Consider the following 23,618-nt stretch of genomic DNA (forward strand, 5'->3'; position numbering starts at 1 on the left):
CATGCAGATGCCCCTTCGTCTTGCCCCTGCCCTCACCTTCGCTGCGCTGGTCGCATCACCCGCCTTTGCCGCATCTGATGCGCATGGCGGTGGCGGCTTCATCGGCGGCTTCATGTATTCGCTGACCGATCCGGTCACGCACACCGCATTCCTGGCTTTCGCGGCCTTCCTGTTGATCGCATGGCGCATGGGCGCCCTGAAGACGATCCTCGGCGGCCTCGACAAGCGCGCAGACGACATCCGCAACGAGCTGGAAGAAGCCCAGAGCCTGCGCGAGCAGGCGGCTGAAGCCCTCGCCCTCGCTGAGCGTCGCCAGCAGGATGCAGACAAGGAAGCCGAAGCAATGATCGCCCAGGCCAAGGACGACGCCAAGCGGATCATGAAAGAGGCCCGCAAGGATATTGCAGACCGCCTCGCCCGCCGCGAAGCGCTGGCCGAAGCCCGCATCACCCGCGCCGAAGCCGAAGCGACCGAGGAAGTCCGCCGCGCCGCTGCAGACGCTGCCACGGCCGCTGCGAAACGCCTTCTGGCCGAAGACACGGCCGTCGACCAATTCGAATCCGCTGCCCGCGAAATCGAAAAAGCCCTCGGCTAGAGCGGGGACACCTTTCAGCCTCTCCCCAGCTCATATTTTTCAAGACCCCTGACCTGCCGCGCAGTTCAGGGGTTTTTTTTATCTGCTATCCAACCGCCCTCTGCTCGACGGCAAACTCTGGGGCATGGACACCCTGCTCGCTCCACTGGCTTCGCCCCTGCCTTCCTGTCTGGAACCCCACCGGTTCTGGATCTGGCTGCAGATGGTCGCGTGGCGTCTCTATGTGCGCGCCGTGAAAGGCAGGGGCATCCCGTTCATGACGGTCATTGATCGGCAGGGAACCGTATACCTGAAATGGATCGGGCATCCTCCGCACGAATTCCCGCAAGCTCCCGACGACCCGCTGGCCTTCACACCGTCAAAAGCCTTCCGCATCGCGCTTGGCGATCTGCCGTCCGCCCATCCGGGTGAGCGTGGGAGACTCAGCTCAACTACCACGAGGACCCCGACCTGCGCCCCAGTCAACTCACCAGTCAGCGCCCATGCGGCCGCTGTGCCCGCTCCGGACACCTGACCGCAACCCTTCCCCCGGAAAACTCATCAGCCCACCCAGCGCCCTCACAGGCGTCGCTCAGGCTTGTCCTATTGCGGGCGGACTGGCGCGGCGTGCCCGACCCGGCGTCTCTCCGACATGTTTCTTGAATGCCCGTTTGAAAGCTGCCTCGGAGCTGTAGCCCACAGTTTCTGCCGCTTCTGCGATCGACACGCTGCTGTTTGACAGCAGGCTGGAAGCCAGTTGCATCCGCCAGCGCGTCAGGTAACGGGATGGCGGCTCGCCCGTATATGCCGCGAACCGGTCAGCCAGAGCCGAACGCGACATGCCCGCTTCCTTGGCCAGCTTGTCCAGCGTCAACGGCTCAGCGGGGCGTGTATGGATCAGGCGCAGTACCGCGCCCACCCGCTCATCCCGCAGGCCCGAAATCCAGCCAACCGAATCTTCACTCAAGGTCTCGATATAGTGGCGCAGCGTCTGAACGAACATCAGCTCGCTCAACTTGGCCAGAACCGTCTGGCTGCCGGCTTCCGGACGCTCATCCTCGTCCAGCGCCGAGACGATCAAATTCTGCATCAACGCCCATGTACTGTCGGTGGGCCGCACGATCATCATCCCTGGCAAGGCGCTCAGCAGCGGATTGAATGGCCGGGCATCACAGCCGAAATATCCGCAAACAAACGTTGCGGGCCTGCCGTCTCCGCCAATCTGGACGTGATTATAGGGCGTCACGCGCTTGGCCGCATCCCGATACGGCTCCACGTCAACTTTCGGGATCATGTTCGGCTTCTGATCGGATGCGATGAAATGCTCTGCCCCCTGAGGCAAGATCATGATCTCGCCAGACCGCAGGGTCTGCGGTTCGGTATCGCCTGCGGCTGACCACGCCCACGCATCGCCATCAATCATCACGTGAAACGGAATCACATGCTGAACATGCGGCATCACGATGGAGCCGATCTCGTCCATTGACGGGTTGGTTGTCACCCAGGGCGCCGACGCATTGACCTTGAAATAAAAGGCCGCTTCAAATCGAACGGCACTCAAAACCTGCGATAATACATCCATACGCGTCCCCCTGAGACCGAAACGGTCTCGATCCGAGCCACACTCTGGATGAATGAGCATTTTTTCCGGATGCAGGAGAATTACGTATTTAGGGCAACAATGCAAATATCCTCCCACGAACAGCGCGATTGTCGTGCTTATGGGGGACGGAGAAACGCAATGACCAATGTTGTAATCAATACACTGGGCGGGAGCACGCAAAGCTATTCCGCAAACGAACTTCAACAGTCGACCGGATGCCGGATCATCACGCCGGAGGCCGATGACTATGACGCGCGCCGCGCCATCTGGAACGGCATGATCGACAAACGGCCGGCCGCCATCCTGGTCGCCAAGGACGAAGCTGGCATCGCCGCTGCGGTAAGCTTCGCTTCCACCAATGGCTTGCTCATGTCGCTGCGCTCTGGCGGACACAACATCGCTGGCATGGCCCTTTGCGATGACGGGCTCGTGCTCGACATGCAGGACATGAAATCGGTCACTGTCGATCCGGAGGCCCGGACGGCGCGGGTTCAGCCCGGCGCGTCTCTCGGCGATGTCGACCGGGCCACACAGGAATTCGGACTGGTCGTGCCAACGGGCATCAATTCAACAACAGGAATAGCCGGGCTGGCGCTGGGGGGCGGATTTGGCTGGGTGACGCGGAAGTATGGACTGACGGTGGACTGCCTGAAATCCGTACGGCTCGTGACCGCTTCCGGCTCGATCATCACTGCAAGCAAGACTGAAAATTCCGATATATTCTGGGCCCTTCAGGGTGGCGGTGGGAATTTCGGTGTCGTCACCGAATTCACTTTCGACCTGCACCCCGTTGGCCCGGAAGTGTTTGCAGGCATGCTGGTCCATCCGATTGCGGATTTTCCAGATGTGACCCGCGCACTTCAGGCGCTCGTTGCAGACGCGCCGGACGAACTGACCTGCTGGGCCGTTTCGCGCAAGGCCCCGCCCCTGCCTTTCATACCTGAGGAATGGCATGGCCGCGAGGTCATGGTGGTTCCTTTCTGCTTTATCGGTGATCTGAACGCTGCAGAGGCCGCCACATTGGGCGTGCGCTCCATCGGAAATCCGATTGCAACTCATTTTGGCCCGATGCCGTTCGCCGACTGGCAAACCAGTTTCGATCCGCTGCTCACCGAAGGCGCACGCAATTACTGGAAAAGCCATGATGTCGCCGCCTTCAGTGACGCCGCCATCGACATTATACATGAAGCGGTCAACAATCTGCCTTCGGATGAATGCGAGATTTTCTTCGGGCATGTCGGTGGCACTGCGACGCGCATTCCGGCGGATGCCACGGCTTGGCCAAACCGTCAGTCCCATTTTGTGGTCAACGTCCATACGCGCTGGCAAGACCCGGCCGATGACGGAAAATGTGTTCAATGGGCCCGGAAACTGTTCCAGGCATTGGAGCCCCACGCCATGGGTACGCGCTATGTAAACTTCATTCCCGAGGGGGACGAAGCCAATAATCTGGAAGACGCCTTTGGGGAAAATCTTGACCGGCTTGTACGCATCAAGGAAGCAACCGACCCCGACAATCTGTTTCGCACGAACATCAATCTGACGCGCAAGATACCAGCCGGGGTGGCCGGCTAGCTCAGCTGGAGCTCGACCAGGCGCTTATAGGCGCCACTGGAGGCCATCAGCGCGTCATGCGTGCCTTCCTCCACCGCGCGGCCGTCTTCCATCACAATGATGCGGTCGGCCGCGCGAACTGTAGAAAGGCGATGCGCAATAATCAGCGTGGTGCGGCCCTTGGAGAATTCCGCAAGGGCCGCCTGCACTTTTGCTTCGCTCTCGGCGTCGAGGGCCGATGTCGCCTCGTCCAGCAACAGGATCGGCGCACCGCGCAGGATCGCCCGCGCCAGGGCCACGCGCTGGCGTTGGCCGCCGGAAAGGTTGCGGCCCATCTCACCCGCCGGCGACTGGTAGCCGTCCGGCATGGCAGTAATGAAGTCATGCGCATTGGCCGCCTTGGCCGCCGCCTCGATCTCTGCATTGGTCGCGCCAAGACGCCCGAGCGCAATATTGTTCTGGACCGTATCGTCGAACAGCGCCGAATCCTGCGCCACCAGCCCGATATTGGCCCGGAGCGTATCGCCCACAACGCCGCGCACATTCTTGCCATCCACGCTTACCGCGCCGGACTCGGCATCATAGAGGCGCATGAGCAAGTTGAAGACAGTCGACTTGCCCGCGCCCGACGGTCCGACAATCGCCACCGTTTCGCCCGGCGCCGCAACAAAGGACAATCCGTTCAATGCCCGCGTGCCATCCGGATAGGCAAAGCTGACCCCATCAAACACCACATGTCCGTTGACCCGGTTCAAGCGCTCAGCATCTGGCGCATCCGCAATATGAGTCGTCGCGTCGACAATCTCGAACACGCGATCAGCTGCTGCGCCGCCTTCCTGCGCCACAGCATTCAGTGTGCCGAGTGCTCGCAATTCTGGCGAGACGATGCCCAGCGCGGCAATGAAGCCGAGCAGGTCGCCAAGGGTCATTGCCCCCTGCGACATACGCCAGGCCGCAAAGCCGAGAATCCCGGCCAATGCAGCGCCACCCGCGACTTCAAGAATCGGGTCAACCGCCGCCCGGTCCGTCAGCACTTTCAGGAACAGTTTGGAACGCTCGACAAAACCCTGCCGCGCACGGGATTTCTGGTACGGCTCAAGCCCGTAAGCCTTCACCACCCGCGCCGATTGGAAGCCTTCCGACAGGAGCGATGTCACCTGCCCGACCTGCTTCTGGGCCTGTTTGGAGCGTTTGCGAATGCGGTTGCCGAGGCCGATGACCGGCCCGAACGCAATCGGATAGGCGACCAGCAACAGCAGGGTCAGCTGCCAGTCGATGACCAGCATCACACCGAACATGCCGATCACGGTGATTGTGCTTTTAGTGAAATTGTTGGCAAAGCGCAGCGCCGCATCGCGGATCGCGTTCACATCATTGATGAAGCGCGAGACAAAGTCGCCGGACGCATCCGCCGCCACACGCGCATAGTCACCATCGGTCAGGGAATCGAACTGGCTCGATTGCACCGACACCAACCCGCGCTGGACGCCGGTATTGTTGAACAGGGTCATCAGGTAGAGCGAGAGCGCCCGCGCACAGGACAGGGCCACGATTGCGCCGCCGATCCACCAGATCCAGTCAGGGCCGGACACGGGCACCTGCGCCTCATCCCCGAAACTCGCCTGCAGCCGATCGCCAAGCATCTTCAGCACCAGCGAATAGCCCATGGCGCTGAGCGAGGTCAGCAGGGCCATGAGCGTGCCGGCGGCGAACCAGCCGATATGCTGGCGGAAATAGGCTGCAAACAGGCGCCTCAGGCTCCCCTTCTGCTTGGGGGCCTTAGCTGTCACCACCTCAGACGTGATGGTGGTCTCCCGTTTCCGGGTCCAGCAGCTTGTGAGCGTGCAGGATGAAATAGCGCGTTTCGGCATTGTCGACCGTACGCTGGGCAGCATTCTTCCAGGCGTCGTAGGCTTCCTTGTAGTTCGGGAAAGCCCCGACAAAGTCGACCTTGGACAGGTCTTCGAATTCCACTTCGGTCACATCCTTCAGCTCGCCGCCGAATACGATGTGGAGAAGTTGTTTGGTCTCGCGGGTAGTATCGCCCATTTTGGCTGGCTCCGTAGTCGCTGGAGGCACCATTTTCGGCGCCCTTTCCTGTGGGTCAGGTATATCCACAAATTCTGACCTGCGCACTAACAGAGGATGCAGGGCGTTTCCAGAAGCAATAACGCTCCTTTGTGCAGGTACTGCCCGGTTGAATATGAGTTTTTCGCCGCGATGTGTCGTGGCAACACCACCCGCTTCCTCGATGAGGATCGTGCCCGCAGCCAGATCCCAGTCCGCCTTCTGACCCAGAACGAGCGTTGCATCCCATTTTCCTGCCGCCACGAAGGCCATCCGCAACAGGGTGGAGTTGGGCTTCGGCCGGGCGACGGTAACGGGCGGCCAAGGCTCCGGCCAGCCTGGGTGCTCCAGCATTGTCTCCGCCGCAATCAGGCGGCAACCTGCCTCGGCGGCGCACTCACTGACCCGGATGGCGGCGCCGTTCAGAAACGCCCCCTGCCCGCGATGCGCCTCGTAGAATTCGTCCAGTTCCGGCGCATACAGCACCCCACCCACCGAGATGCCCTCTTCCACAATGGCAAGCCCGATGCACCAATGCGGATCACCGCGAATATAGGCACGGGTGCCGTCAATCGGGTCCACGACCCAGCAGCGATCCTTTTGGCGCGCATGGGGATCGTCGAGCGTCTCTTCGGACAGCCAACCATATTCCGGACGGAAGCGTGTCAGTCGATCCGAGCAGAGCTGGTTCACGGCCATATCGGCTTCGGTCACCGGACTACCGCCCCTCTTGTGCCAGGTCTCTGCCGTTTGGCCGCCAAGCATGAAGGACTGCGCCAATTTCCCGGCTTCCTGCGCGAGCTCACGCAGGATTTTCATGTCTTCAAACAGGGTGCGGTCAGCTACCCGCAAGACTCATATCCTCGATGAGAATGCTCGGCGCGTCCCGCGTTCCCCGGAACTCAAGGTCCGAGGCCGGGATCAGCCGCGCAAACATGGAAGGCAGGTCACCCGCGATGGTGACTTCGGACACCGGATAGGCAATCTCGCCATCCTCGAACCAGAAGCCCGACACGCCGACCGAATAGTCGCCATTGTTCGGATTGATGGACGGCCCGAACATGTCGGTTACCAAAAGGCCCTTGCCCGCCCCCTTGACCAGTTCGCCGGGGGTCTTGTCTCCGGCCTTCAGGTAGAGGTTCGACGTGGTCACGCCGGGAGGATCGCCAAAGCCGAGCGCGGAAAAGCCGTTCGGCTCCATGCCCAGCTGGCGCGCCGAAGAGGAATTCAGCAGCCAACTGGTCAGTCGGCCATTATCGATCAGGTGAGTTTCCTGCACCGGCAGGCCTTCACCATCATGGCTGCGCGAACCCATGCCCATCGGGCGGAATGGATCGTCGATGATGTGGATACCATCCGCGAAGACCTGCTCGCCCATCCGGTCTTTCAGGAAGCTGACACCGCGCGCAACTGACGGGCCGGAAATCGCCCCCAGGAATGCCCCTATGAGACCCGCAGAGACCCGCCGATCATACAGGACAGCGGCCTTCTGCGTGTTCAGCTTGCGTGAGCCAAGGCGCGAGATCGTGCGCTCACCTGCCGTGATTCCGATCTCGGCAGCTGTCGGGCGGTCTTTCTTGAAGCGGACTGACCAGCTGTCATAGTCCCGCTCCATATGGCCATCGCGCTCTGCCACCGCAGCAAGGCCAAGGCTGGTCGACGTGCCTGTCTTGAAGGCGGAAAAGCCATTGCTGGCCGCAACCCAGCGCGAGGAACGGTTCCAGGATGCGCCACACCCGGCGACCGTCTTGATGCCTTCAATGCCCAAGGCGGCTGCTTCGGCTGTCCGCGCTTCGGATTCCAGGATGTCGGCGGAGATTTCCGGTTCGCCGGTCAGATCCATGTCGAGATCGCCTGTCGCCAGCTTGTCCGCATCCGGCAGGCCGCAATATTTGTCTTCGGGCACAGCGCGCGCCATCGCCACGCAGCGTTCCGCGAGCGCCTTCAGCCCTTCCGGCGACAAATCCGCGCCGGATACGTGCGCCTGTCGCTTGCCATACAGGCAGCGAAGGGCGACCGAGCGCCCCTCTTCACGTTCAATGCTCTCCAGCGCGCCGTCGCGGACGGAAACGCTTACGCCTTCGCTCTCGCCAATCCGGGCGTCGGCAGCGTCTGCACCTTCCTTTCGGCAATGGTCCAGTAGTCCGGCAAGCAATTCGGCCGGCGGTATCTTGAAATCAGCCATTCTGGCTAGATGGACGCTGCGCTCGCCTCGCGCAACTGCGCAAATCAGGCGAAGGCGTGGTACAGGATCGCCAGCGCCGTCAGCACCATTGCAATCCAGCTGAGCAGGATGCCTCCGGCCCGCATGGCCATGATTGTCCCGCCAAGCCCGATGACATGCATCAATCGCCCGAGCGTGAAGACGCCACCTGCAACATGGATGGCCCAGGCCGGCAGTCCCATCAGTGCCAAAATGACAAGGCCGACCAGCATGGACGGGATGTATTCCGTGGCATTGCCGTGCACTCGCGTACGCAATTCCAGCATCTCATTGCCACCGGTCCCGACCGAGACTTTGGCCGACTGCCGCACGGACACGACCCGGAACGCCAGATAGATCAAGAGCAGCATGTTCACGGCGACATATACGCCGGCCACTTCAAGTGATGTCATTGTGGTTTCCTCCCCATTTGAAAAAGGCCACCGACGCGAATCGATGGCCTGTTCTTATTCAATCGTGATTCTGATTGAGTCGCTCAGTCGTCGCGACGCGCATCAGGCAAGCGGTCGTTTATGTCATCGCGAATATCCAGCAATGTCACGATCAGGCCGCAGACGAGGCTGGCCGCGATCCATCCGCCCACTGTGAACACCGCAAAGTCGGCCACTTGAGCAATCGTATCGGTCAGACCAAGCAACTCGCCCGTAAATTCACCCCGATTGTAAAGGCCAAGCGCGATGCCCCCCACGATGATCGCAATATATGCGACATAGACCATCGTGCGGAAGCTATTGATAATAAAGAACTTCATGAGATCCCCTTCCTATATTCCAAACTAATTCTATGCAGATTGGTGCCACCCGTCGCCCAATTACACGCGAGAAGCGAACTTCCCATGACCGGGCGACGTCGATTTTGCGACAGGCCCTGATTATTCATCGTCTGCCACCGCCAGTTCGCACGAAATCATTGCGGTCAGCGAAGATGCAAATTCGAGCTGGTCAGCCATGGTCAGGGATTCCACGAAATCCTCGACATCGCGCTTCTCGCGGCCGATCGCAGCGGCTGTGCGCCGAAACAGGTCCGGACTCAGCTTTTCTTCCATGGCGCCGGTGATACACGCGCAGGTCTCCGGACCTTCACCATCGGCGATGCAGGCCTCGGTCAACATTTCACGGTCGGATTTCTGGCTGCAGGCGGCAAGCATGGCCAAGCAAAGGCCGGTCAGGATCAGGACGCGCATTCTGGCAGCTCCGGTATCTGTTCGGCTCAGCCAAGCACGAAATTAACTAACAGGAAAGCAACTATTCCCGTTGCAGGATCTTGTCGACCTGGATGCCTTTTCCGAACTCGCGCAGGAAACTTTCCTTCACTTCCATCCGGTCATAGTCGTCTGAAACCCAGTCGAGAAAAGGTTTCCAGTCTTCAGGCGCGCGCCCGGCATTGTAATCGGCATAGGCTTGGAAAAACGCGTCCAGCATGCCGGTCTTGCCATGTTTGACGTGAAGGTATTTCAGCGACAGCTGCTCCACCGCTTGCTCGAACGGAACCTTTTCCCGCAACAGCTTGTAGAGCACGGACATCAGCCCCGCCCGATCTGCGCCCGACTTGCAATGCATGAGCGCCGGGTATTCGATCGATTCGAACAAGTCTTTCGCTGCGAACAATGCCTCTTTCGTCGGTGTGTCGCGGGAGAAGACCTGGAAATCGACAAGCGTGATTCCCGCTTTTTCGCAGGCCTCCTTCTCCAGAAGGTAATAGCCCTTGGTGCTTTCCCCGCGCAGGTTCAGGATGGTGCGAATGCCGAGCGTCTCGGCATATTCAACCACCTTCTTGGGCGAGGGCTGGTTGGCGCGCCATATCTCCGGCGAAATCTGGTGCAGGTTCGAGAACGCTGCCCGCAGAAACCCGTGGTCTCCCCAGACCAGTTCCCGGCGCGCGCGGGCACGACCCTGTGTCGTCGACAGGTCCGGCGCTATATGCGGCTTGCGATTCTTTTTCGATCTCAGCTTTACCATTGCCCCGCGATTAGCGGTCGGGCCCGCCATCGGCAAGCACAGGCGACACAAAGAAAAAGTCAGGTGCGCTGCATCCAAACACGCCTCTGCCGGCATCTACCCTACAAAGGCGCCGAACACGACGCCCCGGAACAAGCCTGAAGGAGCTTTTGAAATGAGCGAAGATATTGTTGTCCCCGTAGTCTTTTTTGGTGCCATTGCCGGGATTGTCTGGTTGGTTAGTCACTACAATTTCAAGAAACGCCTGACCCTGCATGAAACTGTGCGGCATGCGGTCGACAAGGGCCAGGACCTGACCGGCGAGACGATGGAAAAACTCGCCCTGATCACCGATCCGGTCCGCGCCGATTTGCGCCGGGGCGTCCTGTTCCTTGCCGTCGGAGTGGCCTTCGGCTTTCTCGGTGTGATGGTTGGCATGGAAGAAGGTGAAGCCGTCAAACCCATGATCGGCGTCGCATCCTTCCCTGTCTTCATCGGTCTGGCCTATCTTGGTCTCTGGGCGGCGAGTCGTCGTGGGCAACAGGGTTGAGCTGAGGCTGGTTGCCAAGGGAGGGCGCGACATGCGCAGCGATCCGGACCTGGCCGCAAGCGCCGCACGAGGCCATGAGGCAGACTTTGCCGAACTCGTGCGCCGCCATCAGGCCCGCATACGCGGCATGGCGAGGCGCCTGACCGGCTCGGCCAGCGACGGGGATGACATCGCGCAAGCGACGTTCCTGAAGGCCTGGCAGAAGATTGGTTCCTATGCTGGCGGAACCTTCTCGGCCTGGATCTGCACGATCTGCTGGCGCGAATATCTGCAATCCCGCCGAAAGCAGAAGATCGAGATAGAGTTTGACGAAACGGCAGAGATCATTCCGTTCGAGCGCACCCAGTCCGATCAGGTCGGTGACCAGATGGACCTCAACCGGGCGCTGGACACCTTGTCTGAAGCCCAGCGGGTCTGCGTGGTGCTGTGCGTCGCCTCAGGCCTGTCCCATCGCGAAGCGGCCGAGGCCACCGGCTGGCCGCTTGGCACGATAAAATCCCATGTAACGCGCGGCGTGGCCGCGCTCCGCAAACACCTTGAAAGCAGCCATGTGGCGTGATGGAGTACGATGATGCGTGACCAGGAAACCTATTCAGACCTGACCGATCTCTTCACGGCGGAAGACCGCGCGCTGGATCCGGCCCCGTTCGTGAATGACGTGATGGGCGGCATTCGCCGAAAATCCCTCTTTCGCAAACTGGTGCTGGGCGCTGTCGGTATGGTGGGTGCTGGCGTGGCGGCCGTGCAGTTACCGGGCTTGCTGACAGGTTGGAGCGGGCTGGATACGCTGGTCACCCAGACTGTTACCGATGCCCAGCAGGATGCCAGCCTGCTCGCGACGGCCGATCCGATATGGCTCATGGTAGGCGGCGTGGTCGCGCTGAGCCTTCTGGCCATAACGGCCTGGGAGAAAGCCTAGGCCTTCACGCGCCAGCCCATGCCTTCCAGCAGGGCTTTTGTCTCGTAGAGCGGCAGGCCGACAATCGCGGTGTAGCTGCCGCTGATATGGGTGATGAAGGCGCCGGCCATGCCTTGAATGCCATAGCCGCCCGCCTTGCCCTGCCATTCGCCGCTGGCAATATAGGCAGCGATTTCCTGATCTGTCAGGCGCTTCACCTTCACCCGAGCAAGCACGGTACGGCTGCTCACGCGGCCATCGGGGGCTTTCACGGCGATACCGGTAAGACATTGGTGTGCCCGGCCTGAAAGAAGCCGCAGGAAGGCCTCGGCCTCTGCCGCATCGGCAGCTTTTTCGAGGTTTCTCTGGCCCAGCGAAACCACGGTATCCGCGGCCAGCACAAACCCAGCCTCCGGACAGGCCATGGCCTTCTCCCGCGCCAGCCTTTCGGCCAGCGCACGCGGAGATTCGTCCTTGCGACGGGATTCGTCGATGTCAGTGGGGCAGATCGCGTCCGGCACAATCCCTATCTGGGCGAGCAGGTCTCGCCGCCGGGGACTCGCACTGGCGAGGATCAGGGGAACATGCCCTGAGGACGCCATATCTCTTATTTGAAGCGGTAGGTGATACGACCCTTGGTCAGGTCGTAAGGGGTCATCTCAACCATGACCTTGTCCCCGGTCAGCACGCGGATGCGGTTCTTGCGCATCTTGCCAGCCGTATGGGCAATGATTTCGTGGTCGTTCTCGAGTTTAACGCGGAACGTCGCGTTCGGCAGCAGTTCCACGACTGTGCCTTCGAATTCAATCAGTTCTTCCTTCGACATGCAGTCTCCAATAAAGGGCGGTCCATTGCGCCGCCGAAACGCATATAGGGGGCGCATAAAGGTTTGCACGGATTCCGGCAAGATTTGAAGTTCAGCAAAATGCCCCGTCATGCGGGCATTTTCAGCGTATTCCCGCCCGTCTCTTGCAGACGCGACCCTGTTTCGCACCATCTTAATGCTTATATTCGCATATTGGCTGATACGCCGCCCGCAACAATCACTACGAGCACATCCTGATGAAAGCCCAGCACAAACCCCAGACGAAGGATGCCTTTGACCTCATGTCGGAGCGCATTCACGAGGCCTCAGACGTGCTGAAGGCCATGTCGAGTGATACGCGGTTGAAGATCATGTGCGCGCTGAATGAAGGCGAGCACCCTGTTCATCAGCTGGCCGACATGACCGGCCAATCGCATTCCGCTGTATCCCAGCACCTGGCAAAGCTGCGTGCGGCCGGTCTGGTTGAAAGCCGCAGGGATGCGCAGACGATCTATTATCGTTGTGCGGGCGGGATCGGCCGGGCGCTGGTCGACACGCTGTGCGCCTATTACCGCTAGGCCTGTTGCAGCAACGCCATATTTGAAAACATCCTTTTGAATCAGGATACGTTTTCGATACAGATTCCTGCTATAAGACCCGCATGTCGCAGTCACTGACCCGGGCGAGTTTCGAACTCCACCAGATTGAACCGATCCTGTCATGGGCCGGAACGTCGGGTGTGGACGTTGACGGCCTGCTGGATCGACTGGGCATCGATCCGGGCAAACGCACAAGCCAACCCGGCACGCAGATTGATCTGGTAGACTATTATCGCATCCAACGCGAGATCGCCCGGTCCTTCGACGACCTGACTGCGCAACTTTCTGAACGAAAGCTGCTCTACCAGACCGGCACATTTGTCGTGACGCAGATCCAGGCGGCCTCGACCCTGCAAGACGCAATCCGGAGCCTCGCTTCGCATTTCAACATGATGCATGGCGGGCGCTACAACTATGTCCGCCAGACCGATTCCATGCTCGCGCTCGTGGTGGACGATTCAACCTTCCCCTATCGCTTTCGCGATGACCGTGCGTTGACGCATTTCGTCGGCGACGCCTTGCTGATCAAGACTCATGCCCTGCTCGACAGCCTGACCGGCGGCGCCGCAGGCCGGGCGCTCAAACGGGTGAGCCTGCTCAGGAACCGGAATGATGACGGCAATGGCCAGCTGCAATTTTGGCAGGTGCCCATCGGCTACGGTCATGCAGCCTATGAACTGATCTACGATATCGACATAGCCTGCGAGACCATTCCCGCCACCCCGGAAGTCGATCTGACCGCTGACGGGATTTTCGCGCGCGTCATCCGCCATCTTGAAGCCATCGCGCCTTCTTCCGACTCGCGAAGCTATTCAGTACGCACAGCCGACCTGATTTCGGATGGACACGAAACCCAGCAAGCTGTCGCCCGGCATCTGGACGTGAGCGTTGCAACCTTGCGCCGCCGCCTGAGCGAAGAGCACACAAGTTTCCGGGACATCCTCCAGGAAAGCCGCGCCGAACGGGCCGGCCTGATGCTGGCACAAGGCACAAGCGTCGCCCAAGTTGCGGAATTTCTTGGCTATTCCGATGTGCGCGCCTTCAATCGGGCGTTCAAGAAGATGCGCGGTGTTTCGCCTGCCGTCTATGCCAGGTCCAGCATGGAAACTGCTCAAGCCTGACGCGCCTGAGCGAAAATGTTCACTTGTGTTGAGCCCTCAGGTCATCGCCCAAGCGCGCATGTTCTGGATAAATCCCGTCAAATACAAAGAATCCTCGGGAGGAAAAATTGGGAAATCACAAAATGAATACGCTGAGATTTGGTCTCGTGTCGGCGCTGGCGCTGACCGCGGGCCAGTACACTGCGCATGCGCAGGATGCGGATGATGAGGCCCCGGAAGAGGCCCGCACGCTAGGCCGGGTGACGGTTACCGCCCAACGCCGCGAAGAAGACCTGATCGATGTACCGCTGTCCGTTTCTGCGTTCAGCGCTGACCAGCTGGAAGCCACCGGCGCGGTCGATATCACGTCCATCCAACGTTCGACCCCGAACGCAACGATCGAAGTGGCACGCGGCTCCAACTCCACCCTGATCGCGTTCATTCGCGGCGTCGGCCAGCAGGACCCGCTCTGGGGCTTCGAGCCCGGCGTCGGTCTCTACGTTGATGATGTATATATTGCACGCCCACAAGGCGCGATCCTGGACATTTTCGACATCGAACGGATCGAAGTCCTGCGCGGACCGCAAGGCACGCTCTATGGCCGCAACACGATTGGCGGCGCGATTAAATACGTCACCGCCAAGATGGACGACGAGCCGGACCTGAAAGCCAAGGTCAATGTCGGCTCCTACAGCCAGCTCGACACGATCGTATCCGGTTCGGTACCGCTCAGCGACACATTCAAGGTCGGCGGCGCGATCGCCAACTACCAACGCGACGGTTACGGGGAGAACCTCTTCACCGGCGCAGACCATTACGACAAAGACGTCCTCGCCTATCGCGTAAGCGCCGAATGGGCACCGACCGACTCGCTGTTCTTCCGCTTTGCCTATGATAAATCTGAAGACGACTCCAACGCCAAGCATGGCCATCGCCTGATCCCGAGTGGCGACGGCACCCTGCCGGTCACGGATAATGTTTATGACACCCGCGCCGGTATCGGTGATGACAACTCTGTCGAAACCGAAGGCTACTCCCTCACCGGCGAGTGGGACGTCAATAACGAGATCACGCTAAAATCGATCACGGCCTATCGTGAAGGCGCAACAGTTACGCCGATCGACTTCGACGCCCTGCCCGGTCAGGATTTCGATGTCCCAGCTTACTATAATGACGACCAGTTCAGCCAGGAATTCCAGATGCTGTACAATGGCGACCGCCTGTCTGGCGTTGCTGGCATCTACTATCTTGATGGCAGTGCCGACGGCGCATTCGACCTGTTGCTCAGCGCGCTGGGCCTGACGGTCTATCAGGCTGGCAAGCAGGACAAGGAAAACTTCTCCGTCTACGGCGATTTCACCTATGATGTGACTGACCAGTGGAGCGTGTCCCTCGGTGGTCGCTTCACCAAGGATGAAACCACTGCAGACGTGACGCGTGAGCTGTGGCTCGGCATGGGCTCCGGCTCGTTCGACCCGACCAATACCAGCTCGATCTTCTTCGTCACCCAGACCGGCTATGAAGGCCTGAACCGGGAAGACGAGGAGTTCACTCCGCGCATTTCGGTTTCCTACAAGCCAACGGACGACCTGAACATCTACGCAACCTACGCTCAGGGCTTCAAGGCAGGCGGCTTCGACCCGCGGGCCCGTGCTGACCTCGATACGCTGGGACTTTCACAGGAAGGCTTCGGACCGGAGAAGGTCGACAGCTATGAACTCGGCATCAAAGGCAGCTTCTTCGATGATCGCCTTTTGCTGAACACAGCCGTCTTCTTTGCTGAATATACCGACCAGCAGATCACGGTTCAGAGCGGCGCGGATTCCGACAATGACGGCGTCAACGACACGTTTGTGTCGTCGGTCTTCAATGCGGGCTCCTCGGAATATACCGGCCTCGAGCTTGAGGGCAGCTGGTTCATCAATGACGAGTTCACCCTGATGGGGAACCTCGGCTATATCGACGCCGAAATTCAGGAAATCCTGTCCGCTGGCACCAATATCGCCGACCAGTTCGTGACGCAGAATACACCGGAACTGCAGGGCCAGCTCTCGCTGAATTACATGCGCGACTTCGGATCTGAATTCGGTGCGATCTCGATCACAGGATCGGCTTCCTATCGCGATGCCTATTATCTCTTCAACGTGGAGAACCCAGGCTTCGCTCCGGGCACGAACGTGCTGTTCCCGAATGGGGGTCCGGCGCTGGATCCGGACTCCTATACGTTGCTGGACCTCAGCTTCGTCTGGACATCGCCGTCCGAGCGCCTGCGCTTCGGTATCCACGGCCGGAACCTCACGGACGAGGAATACCGCGTCGCAGCCTACAACTTCGTGACGCCGAGCCAGCTTGGCTTCGACAGTGCGTATTCGGCCTTCTACGGCCCGCCGCGCACGCTTACCGCCTCAATCTCGGTCGACTTCTAGTCAACTGAGCGGACCGGCGACCTTTACCTCCGTGGGTCGCCGGTCCGTCCCTTCCAAACCTTGCAGATACCGGTAACCGCTTCGGCGTAGCCTGAAGGACAGCCATGACCGATCTCGCGGCCCCACCCTCTCCGACGTCCCGTAATGCATCTCGCGCCTATGTGCTGGCATTGCTTACGCTGGTCTACACATTCAACCATATCGACCGGCAGGTCCTCGTGATCCTGCTGGAGCCGATCAAGGCTGACCTGAAACTGGACGACGCTCAACTCGGCTTGCTGACAGGCCTCGCTTTCGCGGCTTTCTACGCAACGCTCGGCATTCCGATGGCAATGTGGGCCGACCGGGGCAATCGCCGCACGATCATTTCTCTCTCACTGGCCGTCTGGTCGGGCATGACCGCGGTCTCCGGCCTTGCTCAGAATTTCTGGCACTTGCTGGTCGCCCGCATGGGTGTTGGTGTGGGCGAAGCAGGCGGTACTCCGCCGGCCACATCCATCATTTCTGATCTCTACGCGCCTCACGAACGCGCCACCGCGCTCGGTATCTACACGACGGGGATTGGCTTCGGCATCCTTGGCGGTTTCGCACTGGGCGGTTTGGTGTATGAAGCGTTCGGCTGGCGCGCGGCATTCTTTATCGCGGGTATACCCGGCCTCATCCTGGCCCTGCTGGTTCGCTTCACACTGAAAGAGCCGAAACGCGGTGCCATTGAACAACGCGTCGATGATGGCGAAGCGCCATCGATTGGCGAAACCCTGAAATTCATTTCAGGCCAAACGTCATTCTTGTTGTTGTTGTTGGGCTGTTGCCTCATCTGTGTCTCGGCAAACGCCTTCCTTGTCTTCACGTCCAGCCACCTCCAGCGCACCTTCGATGTCGGCCCTGGGGATGTCTCCATTCCACTCGGCCTGTTGATTGGTGGCGTCGGCGGGGTCGGCGCAGTCGTCGTCGGCAAGATCTGTGACCGCATGTCTTCGAAGAACCTGGCCTGGCGCCCGTGGACAATTGCAGCCTGTGGCGCGCTTGCCCTGCCATTCGCGTGGCTGTTCCTTCAGGCAGACAGCATCGGTCTTGCCTATGCGTGGAACGTGGTGCCGAGCTTTGTCGGCCTGATCTATGCCAGCGTTGCCTATACAGCCTCTCAAGAATTGGTGGGTTTGCGCATGCGCTCCTTCGCATCTGCCTTCATGCTGCTCTGTCTGACCCTGATTGGCATTGGCGGCGGCCCGACCTTTGCTGGCTGGCTAAGTGTTCAGTTCTCTGATGCAGGTTCGACGACCCCGCTGAAATCGGCGCTGGAAATCATCCTCCTGCTGAACGCTGCGAGCATCCTCTTCCTGGTCCTGTCGGGACGCTATTATGCCCGCGACGCTGCCCGCGCGGCCAAGCTGGTCTGAGCCCCGCCATGGAAAAACGGGATATCTTCTACACCGCGCATGACGGACTGAAACTTTACGCCGCCGAATACGGCCCACATGACAGCGACATCACAGTGTTGTGCATGCATGGCCTGACCCGAAACCATAAGGATTTCGAGCCAATGATACGCGGTTTAGAATTACCCGCTCGGTACATCTCGGTCGATGTGCGCGGCCGCGGCCGGTCGGATCGCGATCCGAGTGGCGAGACCTATGCGCCGCCCGTTTATGTGCAAGACATGGCCACACTGATTGACCACCTGAAACTGGACAATCTGATCCTGGTCGGCACATCGATGGGAGGGCTGATGGCAATGCTGATGGCCAAGGCTTTCCCGGATAAAATCAAGAGCATCGTGATCAATGATGTCGGGCCCGAAGTAAATCCCGCGGGCCTCAAACGCATCGCCGGCTATGCTGGCGGGGATGAAACATTCGACAATCTGGACGATGCCGCTACAGCAATTGGCCGAACACAGGCGAGCGTCTACCCGGACTATAACGCAGACGACTGGCTCGAATTTGCCAAGCGAACTTGCACGGTACGCGATGATGGAAAGATTATATTCGACTATGATCCGGTAATTGTGCGGGGCATGGGCAGTACGAAGCCGAGCTGGCGCGTCAACTTCGCGATGTGGCGTATCTACTCGGCGCTCAAGGCCATCCCGCTACTGATTGTTCGCGGTGAAACCTCGGATATCCTCACAGAAAAAACCGCGAACCGCATGCTGAAACGGCATAAGGGCAGCCGATTGCTGACTGTGCCGAGGCGCGGCCATACGCCGTTCCTCAATGAGCTGGAATCGCTACATGCGATCAGGAAGTTCATCTCAACAGCGCTTAAATGACACTTCCAAAATAGAGAAGTCAGGTGCCACTTCGCTGTCCTCCGCTGGAGGTTGTCGTACGCCCGCCTGCTCGCTCGCTGGACATCAGTCTTTCATAAGCAGAGACATCCCCTGCGACCCGCCCGGCAACGGCGAACCTGAAACTGATGCTTTCAAGATCCTGTGAGGAATTCAGGATAGCCATCAATTCAGCTTTGGATATGGCCTTGATGTATTCTTCAAGCGTCAGCACGCGCGTTACACGCGCACGAGCGAGCGCCAATGGTTCGTGAACCTCATGTCGCTGCAGGGGCCAATATGGATCAATCAGCGTTCGCCGCTTCCGCTGGCTGACGCGATCACGCAACAGGGAAATCATATCGGTCTTTGGTAGCGTTGAAAAAGCCTGCACTTCCGCCCAGGACTGGCCGACGCTATCCGGTAAACGGACCTCGACAGGACTGACCAGCAGACCTGCCTGACGTGCCCGCTGCCCTGCCGACTCTTTCGCGGTCCAATAAGATAATGGAGCCGCAAGGACCATGCCGACCGTTGCCGGAGCCAGCCAAGCCGCGTAGACGGGTGAGATTGCGGTAGCCGCCATCATCAGCGCCGCACCCAGCAGCGTGGCTGGAATATTATGGCGCAGCGTCGCAAGGAAGCTGTACCCGCCCTGCGCGCGTTCCTGCGGCGACCATCCGCTATCCTTGCCCCGGAAGACATTGATAACTGCGCCCGTTTGCGTCGCCATGAGGATCGGGGCGATCAGGACCGACAATGCTGTCTCCGTCAGAGCGCCGAGAATCGTCTTGCCAACGCCCACGGACTGACGCCACTCGCGCGACACCAGTCCGTAGACCAACCCATACATCTTGGGGGCAAACAACAGTCCCATTGTGACGAAGAAGAGGGTCAGGGCACGCTCAGAGTCGATCACTGGCCAGGTTGGAAAGAGCGATGCCTCATCCCCAAAATACGCGGGTTGCATGAAGCTGTTCTGGAGCGACAACAGCATGCCAAGTGTGATGAAGACCAGCCAGAGCGGTGAGGCAAGGTAGGAAAAGATGCCAGTGATGAGGTGGAAGCGATTGGTCCAGCTGAGCCCGCCTGTTTTCAAGAGAACTGCCATGTGCTGCATATTGCCTTGGCACCAACGTCGGTCGCGCTTGACCAGTTCAATAATAGTGGGCGGCCCCTGCTCATAGGATCCGCCGATTTCGGGGCGAATTTCCACATTCCAACCAGCGCGGCGCAAGAAGGCGGCCTCGACGAAGTCATGGCTCAGGATCGAGCCGCCAAACGGCGCTTTGCCGGGCATCTCCGGCAGTCCAGCAGCCTCGGCCAGAGCTGAGATTCTGATGATGGCGTTGTGCCCCCAAAAATTGCCTTCATTCTGCGCCCACCAGGCCATCCCACCCCCAAGGATCGGACCGTAGAGCGCAGACGCAAATTGCTGACAACGTGCCAGCAGGGTGCGCCCACCGACAAGCTGAGGGATGGTCTGGATCAGCGCAGTATGAGGCGCGCGCTCCATCTCCTCCACAAGATGTACAATCGTGTCACGCTCCATATAGCTGTCAGCGTCGAAAACGATCATATGGTCGTAGCGCCCACCCCACCGCATAACGAAATCGCGAATGTTACCGGATTTGCGATGGTGATTGATGGTGCGCCGACGATAGCGAACAGGAACATTACCCCTGACCGTTTTTGACAATTCTGTATACGCCACCTCTTCCGCAAGCGCTATTTCGGGATCAGTCGTGTCGCTCAGGATGAAACACTCATAGATACCCGGCGCATCTTCGAGCATCCGCGCCGTAGCGGACACAGTTGCGAAGACATCTTCAACCGCCTCATTGTAGATTGGAAACGTAAGGACGGTGCGCACGTTTCGGATACAGACGGGGTCAGCCGAGCGCGCCGCATGCCTCGGCGTCACGGCACAGGCAAAGCCAATGGTTGCGTTCACGAAGGCAAAGCAAATCCAGCTGATATTGATTGCGAACACAAACAGCAGAACCCATTCCAGCAATGTCATTCCCGACACTGCCAGAACCTCGTACATCTCCCGCGTGGTCCAAAGGGTCAGAAGAACTGAAGCCCCCAGCACGAACAGCTTCCGCCAGACATGAGACGTGGTGCCAGCCCGCACCCTGGCAATCCGGGACTGCAAGGGCTGGTTGGGCATGGTAAGCGGAAATTCCGTCGGGCGCGGGCGAAGGTCCGTCATTTTGTGCTCCACCGATAAAGCCACGTCTCCGTCAGCGGGCGACTGCCCCGCATCACAACCGCACGCAGTTCCGCCATGTCCGCGCCTTCGGGATCGAGCTCGAAACTCATCCGGTAATTGTCACTGGAAGGGTGGCGCCGCATCACCGGATTGAGGATCTTTCCTGCTGATGTGCTGATCTCCAGTTCGGCATTCTCGAAGAACCCTTCCGGGACATCCTCGTAGTCGAGCACGAACATGCGCGCCTTGCCGCCTGGCTTACGGCCAGCACGCGTGTCCGACACGGACATGACTTCGGCCAGGGCACCCGGCCTGTGTCCCCAGTTCATCGTATAGGAAATCGAATGTGTGCCACCGGCTCGCCAACCGGATGCCGGGCGCCAGAATACGGCGATATTGTCATTGTACTCGTTCACCGTAGGAATCTCGACGAGCATCAACTGACCTTCGCCCCAGTCTCCATGTGGCTCCACCCAGACGTCCGGACGCTGATGATATGCGGCCTCAACATCCGAATAGTCATCAAATTTCCGATGCCGCTGCAGCAGGCCAAAGCCCATCGGCTGTGTTCCTGCCAGCACCGATACTTCCAGATCGGTAGGGTTCTGGAGAGGACGCCAAACCCATTCGCCGTTCGACATCTGGATCGCCAACCCCTCGGAGTCGTGCACGGCTGGGCGAAAATCATCGCCCTGCTTGATCACGTCATGTGGCGAAAAATAATACATGGAGGTGAGTGGTGACAGGCCGACACCATCGATTTCCTTTCGGGGGAAAAAAGTCGCCTCCACTTCGACTTGGGTGCGCGGACCCGCCGAAACCTCAAAGGCAAACGCGCCCGTTACGCTCGGGCTGTCCATGAGCGCATAAATGCTGACGCCCTGAGACGCAGGGTCTGGACGGACAACCCAGAATTCGCGAAACGCAGGAAATTCCTCCCCATCCGCAGATGCGGTTCCAATACCCAGCCCCCGCGCCGATGCGCCGTACACGCTGCCCGCTCCCAATGCCCGGAAGAAACTAGCGCCCTTGAAGCTGAGCACTTCATCGAACTTCCCGGCCTTGTTAATGGGCGCCAGCAATCGCAAACCTGCGAAGCCGAGTGTTTCCCGCGTCTCCTCGGAAAGGGGCAAATCCTTGAAATCAAATGCGTCGGCAGAATAAGTGTGGGGCGTGACTGTATCCCCGTCGATAATGTTAATGCGGACCTCTTGATCAAACAGGTAACCACGAGGATCGAACAAGACACGCGATCCTGTCGCAGGGTCGGACCACCCCATGTCGCCAGCAACCGGAAGGATGCGTCGGTACTGATCATAGTTCAAACGCTTCGCATCATCCGGAAGGGGTCGAGATGGCTCATATGGCTCTGCGGCCAGCCGCCGGGCCTTCTGACGTATCTCAGGCAAGCCAAATGCAGCAACGGTACTGGCTTCCGCCATATCTTCGGGCTGAGGCCGCACCGGCACAGATGCCGGCTCGGGCTGGACGCGTTCCAAGTTGTAGATAGATGAAGGTGCTGGCTGGCTCTTGGCTGGCGGCACCTGCTCGGATGGCTCTGATTCTGACGGGAGGATCGACGCCTCATCTATAGCCATCGGAGCTGATGTATCATCGGCGGGAGAACACGCAACGAGAAGCATCGCGAGTGTGAACACACGAATATATTTCGGCCGAAACAAAAATTGCCTGCTCAAGTCTCACCTATTCGCCAGCTCGCGCCCCCATGATCCCCATCATGAATGCTGCAGCGCAATACATTCCGAGACGAATGAATGAGCGAGCCTGCGAATGGTTGCAAAATGGGCCGCCCGATCCGGGATTGGTCGGATCGTGGGCGGCTCAACTTAGCCAATTGAGTCTAGTCTAGTCGTTGCTGGAGATCCTTCATGACACCTGAAAAATCGAGCCCGCCATGCCCTCTAGTGTCCAGATCCTGATAGATTTTTTCCGCCATTTCACCCAGCGTCACCTCTGCCCCTGCGGCCCTTGCTGCAGACGCCGCCAGATGAAGATCTTTTAACATCATCGCGACCGCAAAACCGGGCTGATAGTCCCGGTTTGCGGGCGAGGTGGGCACCGGCCCCGGCGCCGGGCAATAGCTCGTCATGCTCCAGCACTGGCCGGAGGCTGTGGAGGAGATATCAAAGAAGGTCTGCGCGTCGAGACCCAGCTTTTCCGCGAGATTGAACGCTTCACATGTGCCTATCATTGAGATGCCGAGCAGCATATTGTTGGCGATCTTGGCCGCCTGGCCGTTCCCGCTGCCGCCGGCATGGAAGATATTCTTGCCCATTACGTCGAGGATCGGCTTGGCCTTGGCATAGGCTTCATCGGGGCCGCCCACCATGAAAGTCAGCGTACCGGCATCTGCCGCAGCCGTCCCGCCGGACACGGGTGCATCCGCCATCAGGAAGCCTGCCGCTTCGGCCTTGGACGCCGCTTCGCGGGCATCCTCAACGGCGATGGTGGAGCAATCGAGGAACAACGTACCCGTGGCCGTATGAGACGCCACGCCATCTTCGCCGAAATAGACCGACAGGACATGCTTGCCGGCTGGTAGCATGGTGACCACAATTTCGGAGTCCTTCACCGCATCCGCAATTGTGGCCGCAGCAATTGCCCCATGGCCTTCAGCGGCCTTCACCACCTCGGCATTGAGGTCGAAGGCACGGACCTCATGGCCCGCCTTGCAGAGATTGGCACACATGCCCGAGCCCATGTTTCCGAGCCCGATAAATGCGATCTTCGTCATGCGATACTCCCTTGTCCCCGCGCTCTTGCGGCGCGGTGTTTA

At 59.5% G+C, this 23,618-nt stretch carries 24 protein-coding genes; 11 read left to right on the forward strand and 13 right to left on the reverse strand.

What is annotated here, in order from left to right:
- Positions 1–7 precede the first annotated feature (7 nt).
- Both B3527_RS00200 and B3527_RS00205 read left to right on the forward strand, forming a co-directional pair.
- A complete protein-coding gene (locus B3527_RS00200) occupies positions 8–595 on the forward strand; it encodes a hypothetical protein (RefSeq protein WP_290481741.1) in 588 nt (195 codons plus the stop codon).
- A gap of 124 nt (positions 596–719) precedes the next feature.
- Positions 720–1,109 carry a hypothetical protein gene (locus B3527_RS00205; RefSeq protein WP_290479441.1) on the forward strand — a complete coding sequence of 130 codons (390 nt, stop codon included), beginning with the start codon at positions 720–722 and terminating at the stop codon, positions 1,107–1,109.
- Positions 1,110–1,166: 57 nt separating this feature from the next.
- On the opposite strand, the gene B3527_RS00210 is transcribed toward B3527_RS00205, so the two are convergent.
- On the reverse strand, positions 1,167–2,156 hold the full coding sequence (locus B3527_RS00210; RefSeq protein ID WP_290479440.1) for an AraC family transcriptional regulator: 990 nt from the start codon (positions 2,154–2,156) through the stop codon (positions 1,167–1,169).
- A 159-nt stretch (positions 2,157–2,315) separates the two neighbouring features.
- Between B3527_RS00210 and B3527_RS00215 the strand changes: the two genes are divergently transcribed.
- Positions 2,316–3,752 (forward strand): FAD-binding oxidoreductase, encoded by a 1,437-nt coding sequence (locus B3527_RS00215; protein ID WP_290479439.1) that lies wholly within the window; start codon positions 2,316–2,318, stop codon positions 3,750–3,752.
- Here B3527_RS00215 and B3527_RS00220 read toward each other — a convergent pair.
- The 7 genes from B3527_RS00220 to B3527_RS00250 form a co-directional block, all read right to left on the reverse strand.
- Entirely contained in the window at positions 3,749–5,521 is a 1,773-nt protein-coding gene (locus tag B3527_RS00220; RefSeq protein WP_290481738.1) for an ABC transporter ATP-binding protein, read from the reverse strand. The two genes, B3527_RS00215 and B3527_RS00220, sit on opposite strands and share 4 nt — an antisense overlap.
- Positions 5,522–5,525: 4 nt before the next feature.
- Entirely contained in the window at positions 5,526–6,650 is a 1,125-nt protein-coding gene (locus B3527_RS00225; protein WP_242517336.1) for an inositol monophosphatase family protein, read from the reverse strand.
- Positions 6,637–7,983 carry a TldD/PmbA family protein gene (locus B3527_RS00230; RefSeq protein ID WP_290479437.1) on the reverse strand — a complete coding sequence of 449 codons (1,347 nt, stop codon included), beginning with the start codon at positions 7,981–7,983 and terminating at the stop codon, positions 6,637–6,639. The genes B3527_RS00225 and B3527_RS00230 overlap by 14 nt, the downstream gene beginning before the upstream one ends.
- A gap of 44 nt (positions 7,984–8,027) precedes the next feature.
- On the reverse strand, positions 8,028–8,414 hold the full coding sequence (locus B3527_RS00235) for an MAPEG family protein (protein ID WP_034811435.1): 387 nt from the start codon (positions 8,412–8,414) through the stop codon (positions 8,028–8,030).
- Positions 8,415–8,497: 83 nt separating this feature from the next.
- A complete protein-coding gene (locus tag B3527_RS00240) occupies positions 8,498–8,773 on the reverse strand; it encodes a hypothetical protein (protein WP_034811433.1) in 276 nt (91 codons plus the stop codon).
- 120 nt (positions 8,774–8,893) lie between these two features.
- On the reverse strand, positions 8,894–9,205 hold the full coding sequence (locus tag B3527_RS00245; RefSeq protein ID WP_034811431.1) for a hypothetical protein: 312 nt from the start codon (positions 9,203–9,205) through the stop codon (positions 8,894–8,896).
- Positions 9,206–9,266: 61 nt separating this feature from the next.
- On the reverse strand, positions 9,267–9,980 hold the full coding sequence (locus B3527_RS00250) for a fused DSP-PTPase phosphatase/NAD kinase-like protein (RefSeq protein WP_290479436.1): 714 nt from the start codon (positions 9,978–9,980) through the stop codon (positions 9,267–9,269).
- Positions 9,981–10,134: 154 nt separating this feature from the next.
- Between B3527_RS00250 and B3527_RS00255 the strand changes: the two genes are divergently transcribed.
- From B3527_RS00255 to B3527_RS00265, 3 genes are read left to right on the forward strand one after another with little or no spacing between them, the layout of a single operon-like run.
- Positions 10,135–10,509, forward strand: coding sequence for a DUF6249 domain-containing protein (locus B3527_RS00255; RefSeq protein WP_206990885.1), 375 nt, complete (start codon positions 10,135–10,137; stop codon positions 10,507–10,509).
- Between the two features lie 31 nt (positions 10,510–10,540).
- Positions 10,541–11,068: an RNA polymerase sigma factor gene (locus tag B3527_RS00260; RefSeq protein ID WP_290479435.1), complete on the forward strand. Its 528-nt coding sequence runs from the start codon at positions 10,541–10,543 to the stop codon at positions 11,066–11,068.
- A gap of 12 nt (positions 11,069–11,080) precedes the next feature.
- On the forward strand, positions 11,081–11,428 hold the full coding sequence (locus B3527_RS00265; protein WP_290479434.1) for a hypothetical protein: 348 nt from the start codon (positions 11,081–11,083) through the stop codon (positions 11,426–11,428).
- On the opposite strand, the gene B3527_RS00270 is transcribed toward B3527_RS00265, so the two are convergent.
- Together B3527_RS00270 and infA are read right to left on the reverse strand one after the other, a co-directional pair.
- Positions 11,425–12,009, reverse strand: coding sequence for a Maf family protein (locus tag B3527_RS00270; protein ID WP_290479433.1), 585 nt, complete (start codon positions 12,007–12,009; stop codon positions 11,425–11,427). The two genes, B3527_RS00265 and B3527_RS00270, sit on opposite strands and share 4 nt — an antisense overlap.
- A 5-nt stretch (positions 12,010–12,014) precedes the next feature.
- Positions 12,015–12,233 carry a translation initiation factor IF-1 gene (gene infA / locus B3527_RS00275; RefSeq protein ID WP_011646371.1) on the reverse strand — a complete coding sequence of 73 codons (219 nt, stop codon included), beginning with the start codon at positions 12,231–12,233 and terminating at the stop codon, positions 12,015–12,017.
- Positions 12,234–12,469: 236 nt separating this feature from the next.
- On the opposite strand from infA, the gene B3527_RS00280 reads away from it, so the two are divergent.
- From B3527_RS00280 to B3527_RS00300, 5 genes are all read left to right on the forward strand, one after another.
- Positions 12,470–12,790 carry an ArsR/SmtB family transcription factor gene (locus B3527_RS00280; protein ID WP_242517337.1) on the forward strand — a complete coding sequence of 107 codons (321 nt, stop codon included), beginning with the start codon at positions 12,470–12,472 and terminating at the stop codon, positions 12,788–12,790.
- An 83-nt stretch (positions 12,791–12,873) separates the two neighbouring features.
- Complete coding sequence (locus B3527_RS00285; protein ID WP_290479432.1) at positions 12,874–13,932, forward strand: helix-turn-helix domain-containing protein; 1,059 nt, start codon at positions 12,874–12,876, stop codon at positions 13,930–13,932.
- A gap of 122 nt (positions 13,933–14,054) precedes the next feature.
- The gene (locus B3527_RS00290; RefSeq protein WP_290479431.1) at positions 14,055–16,337 is read left to right on the forward strand and encodes a TonB-dependent receptor; all 2,283 of its coding nucleotides are present in this window, start codon (positions 14,055–14,057) and stop codon (positions 16,335–16,337) included.
- A gap of 104 nt (positions 16,338–16,441) precedes the next feature.
- The gene (locus B3527_RS00295; protein WP_290479430.1) at positions 16,442–17,737 is read left to right on the forward strand and encodes a spinster family MFS transporter; all 1,296 of its coding nucleotides are present in this window, start codon (positions 16,442–16,444) and stop codon (positions 17,735–17,737) included.
- 8 nt (positions 17,738–17,745) lie between these two features.
- Complete coding sequence (locus B3527_RS00300; protein ID WP_290479429.1) at positions 17,746–18,609, forward strand: alpha/beta fold hydrolase; 864 nt, start codon at positions 17,746–17,748, stop codon at positions 18,607–18,609.
- Between the two features lie 19 nt (positions 18,610–18,628).
- Here B3527_RS00300 and mdoH read toward each other — a convergent pair whose 3' ends face one another.
- The 3 genes from mdoH to mmsB all read right to left on the reverse strand — a co-directional run bounded on the left by mdoH (position 18,629) and on the right by mmsB (position 23,576).
- Positions 18,629–20,821: a glucans biosynthesis glucosyltransferase MdoH gene (gene mdoH / locus B3527_RS00305; RefSeq protein WP_290479428.1), complete on the reverse strand. Its 2,193-nt coding sequence runs from the start codon at positions 20,819–20,821 to the stop codon at positions 18,629–18,631.
- On the reverse strand, positions 20,818–22,419 hold the full coding sequence (locus B3527_RS00310) for a glucan biosynthesis protein (RefSeq protein WP_290479427.1): 1,602 nt from the start codon (positions 22,417–22,419) through the stop codon (positions 20,818–20,820). The genes mdoH and B3527_RS00310 overlap by 4 nt, the downstream gene beginning before the upstream one ends.
- A gap of 263 nt (positions 22,420–22,682) precedes the next feature.
- Positions 22,683–23,576, reverse strand: coding sequence for a 3-hydroxyisobutyrate dehydrogenase (gene mmsB, locus B3527_RS00315; protein ID WP_290479426.1), 894 nt, complete (start codon positions 23,574–23,576; stop codon positions 22,683–22,685).
- Positions 23,577–23,618 lie beyond the last annotated feature (42 nt).

Origin of the sequence: Hyphomonas sp. UBA4505 (assembly GCF_002388685.1) — a bacterium.
Lineage (GTDB): Bacteria > Pseudomonadota > Alphaproteobacteria > Caulobacterales > Hyphomonadaceae > Hyphomonas.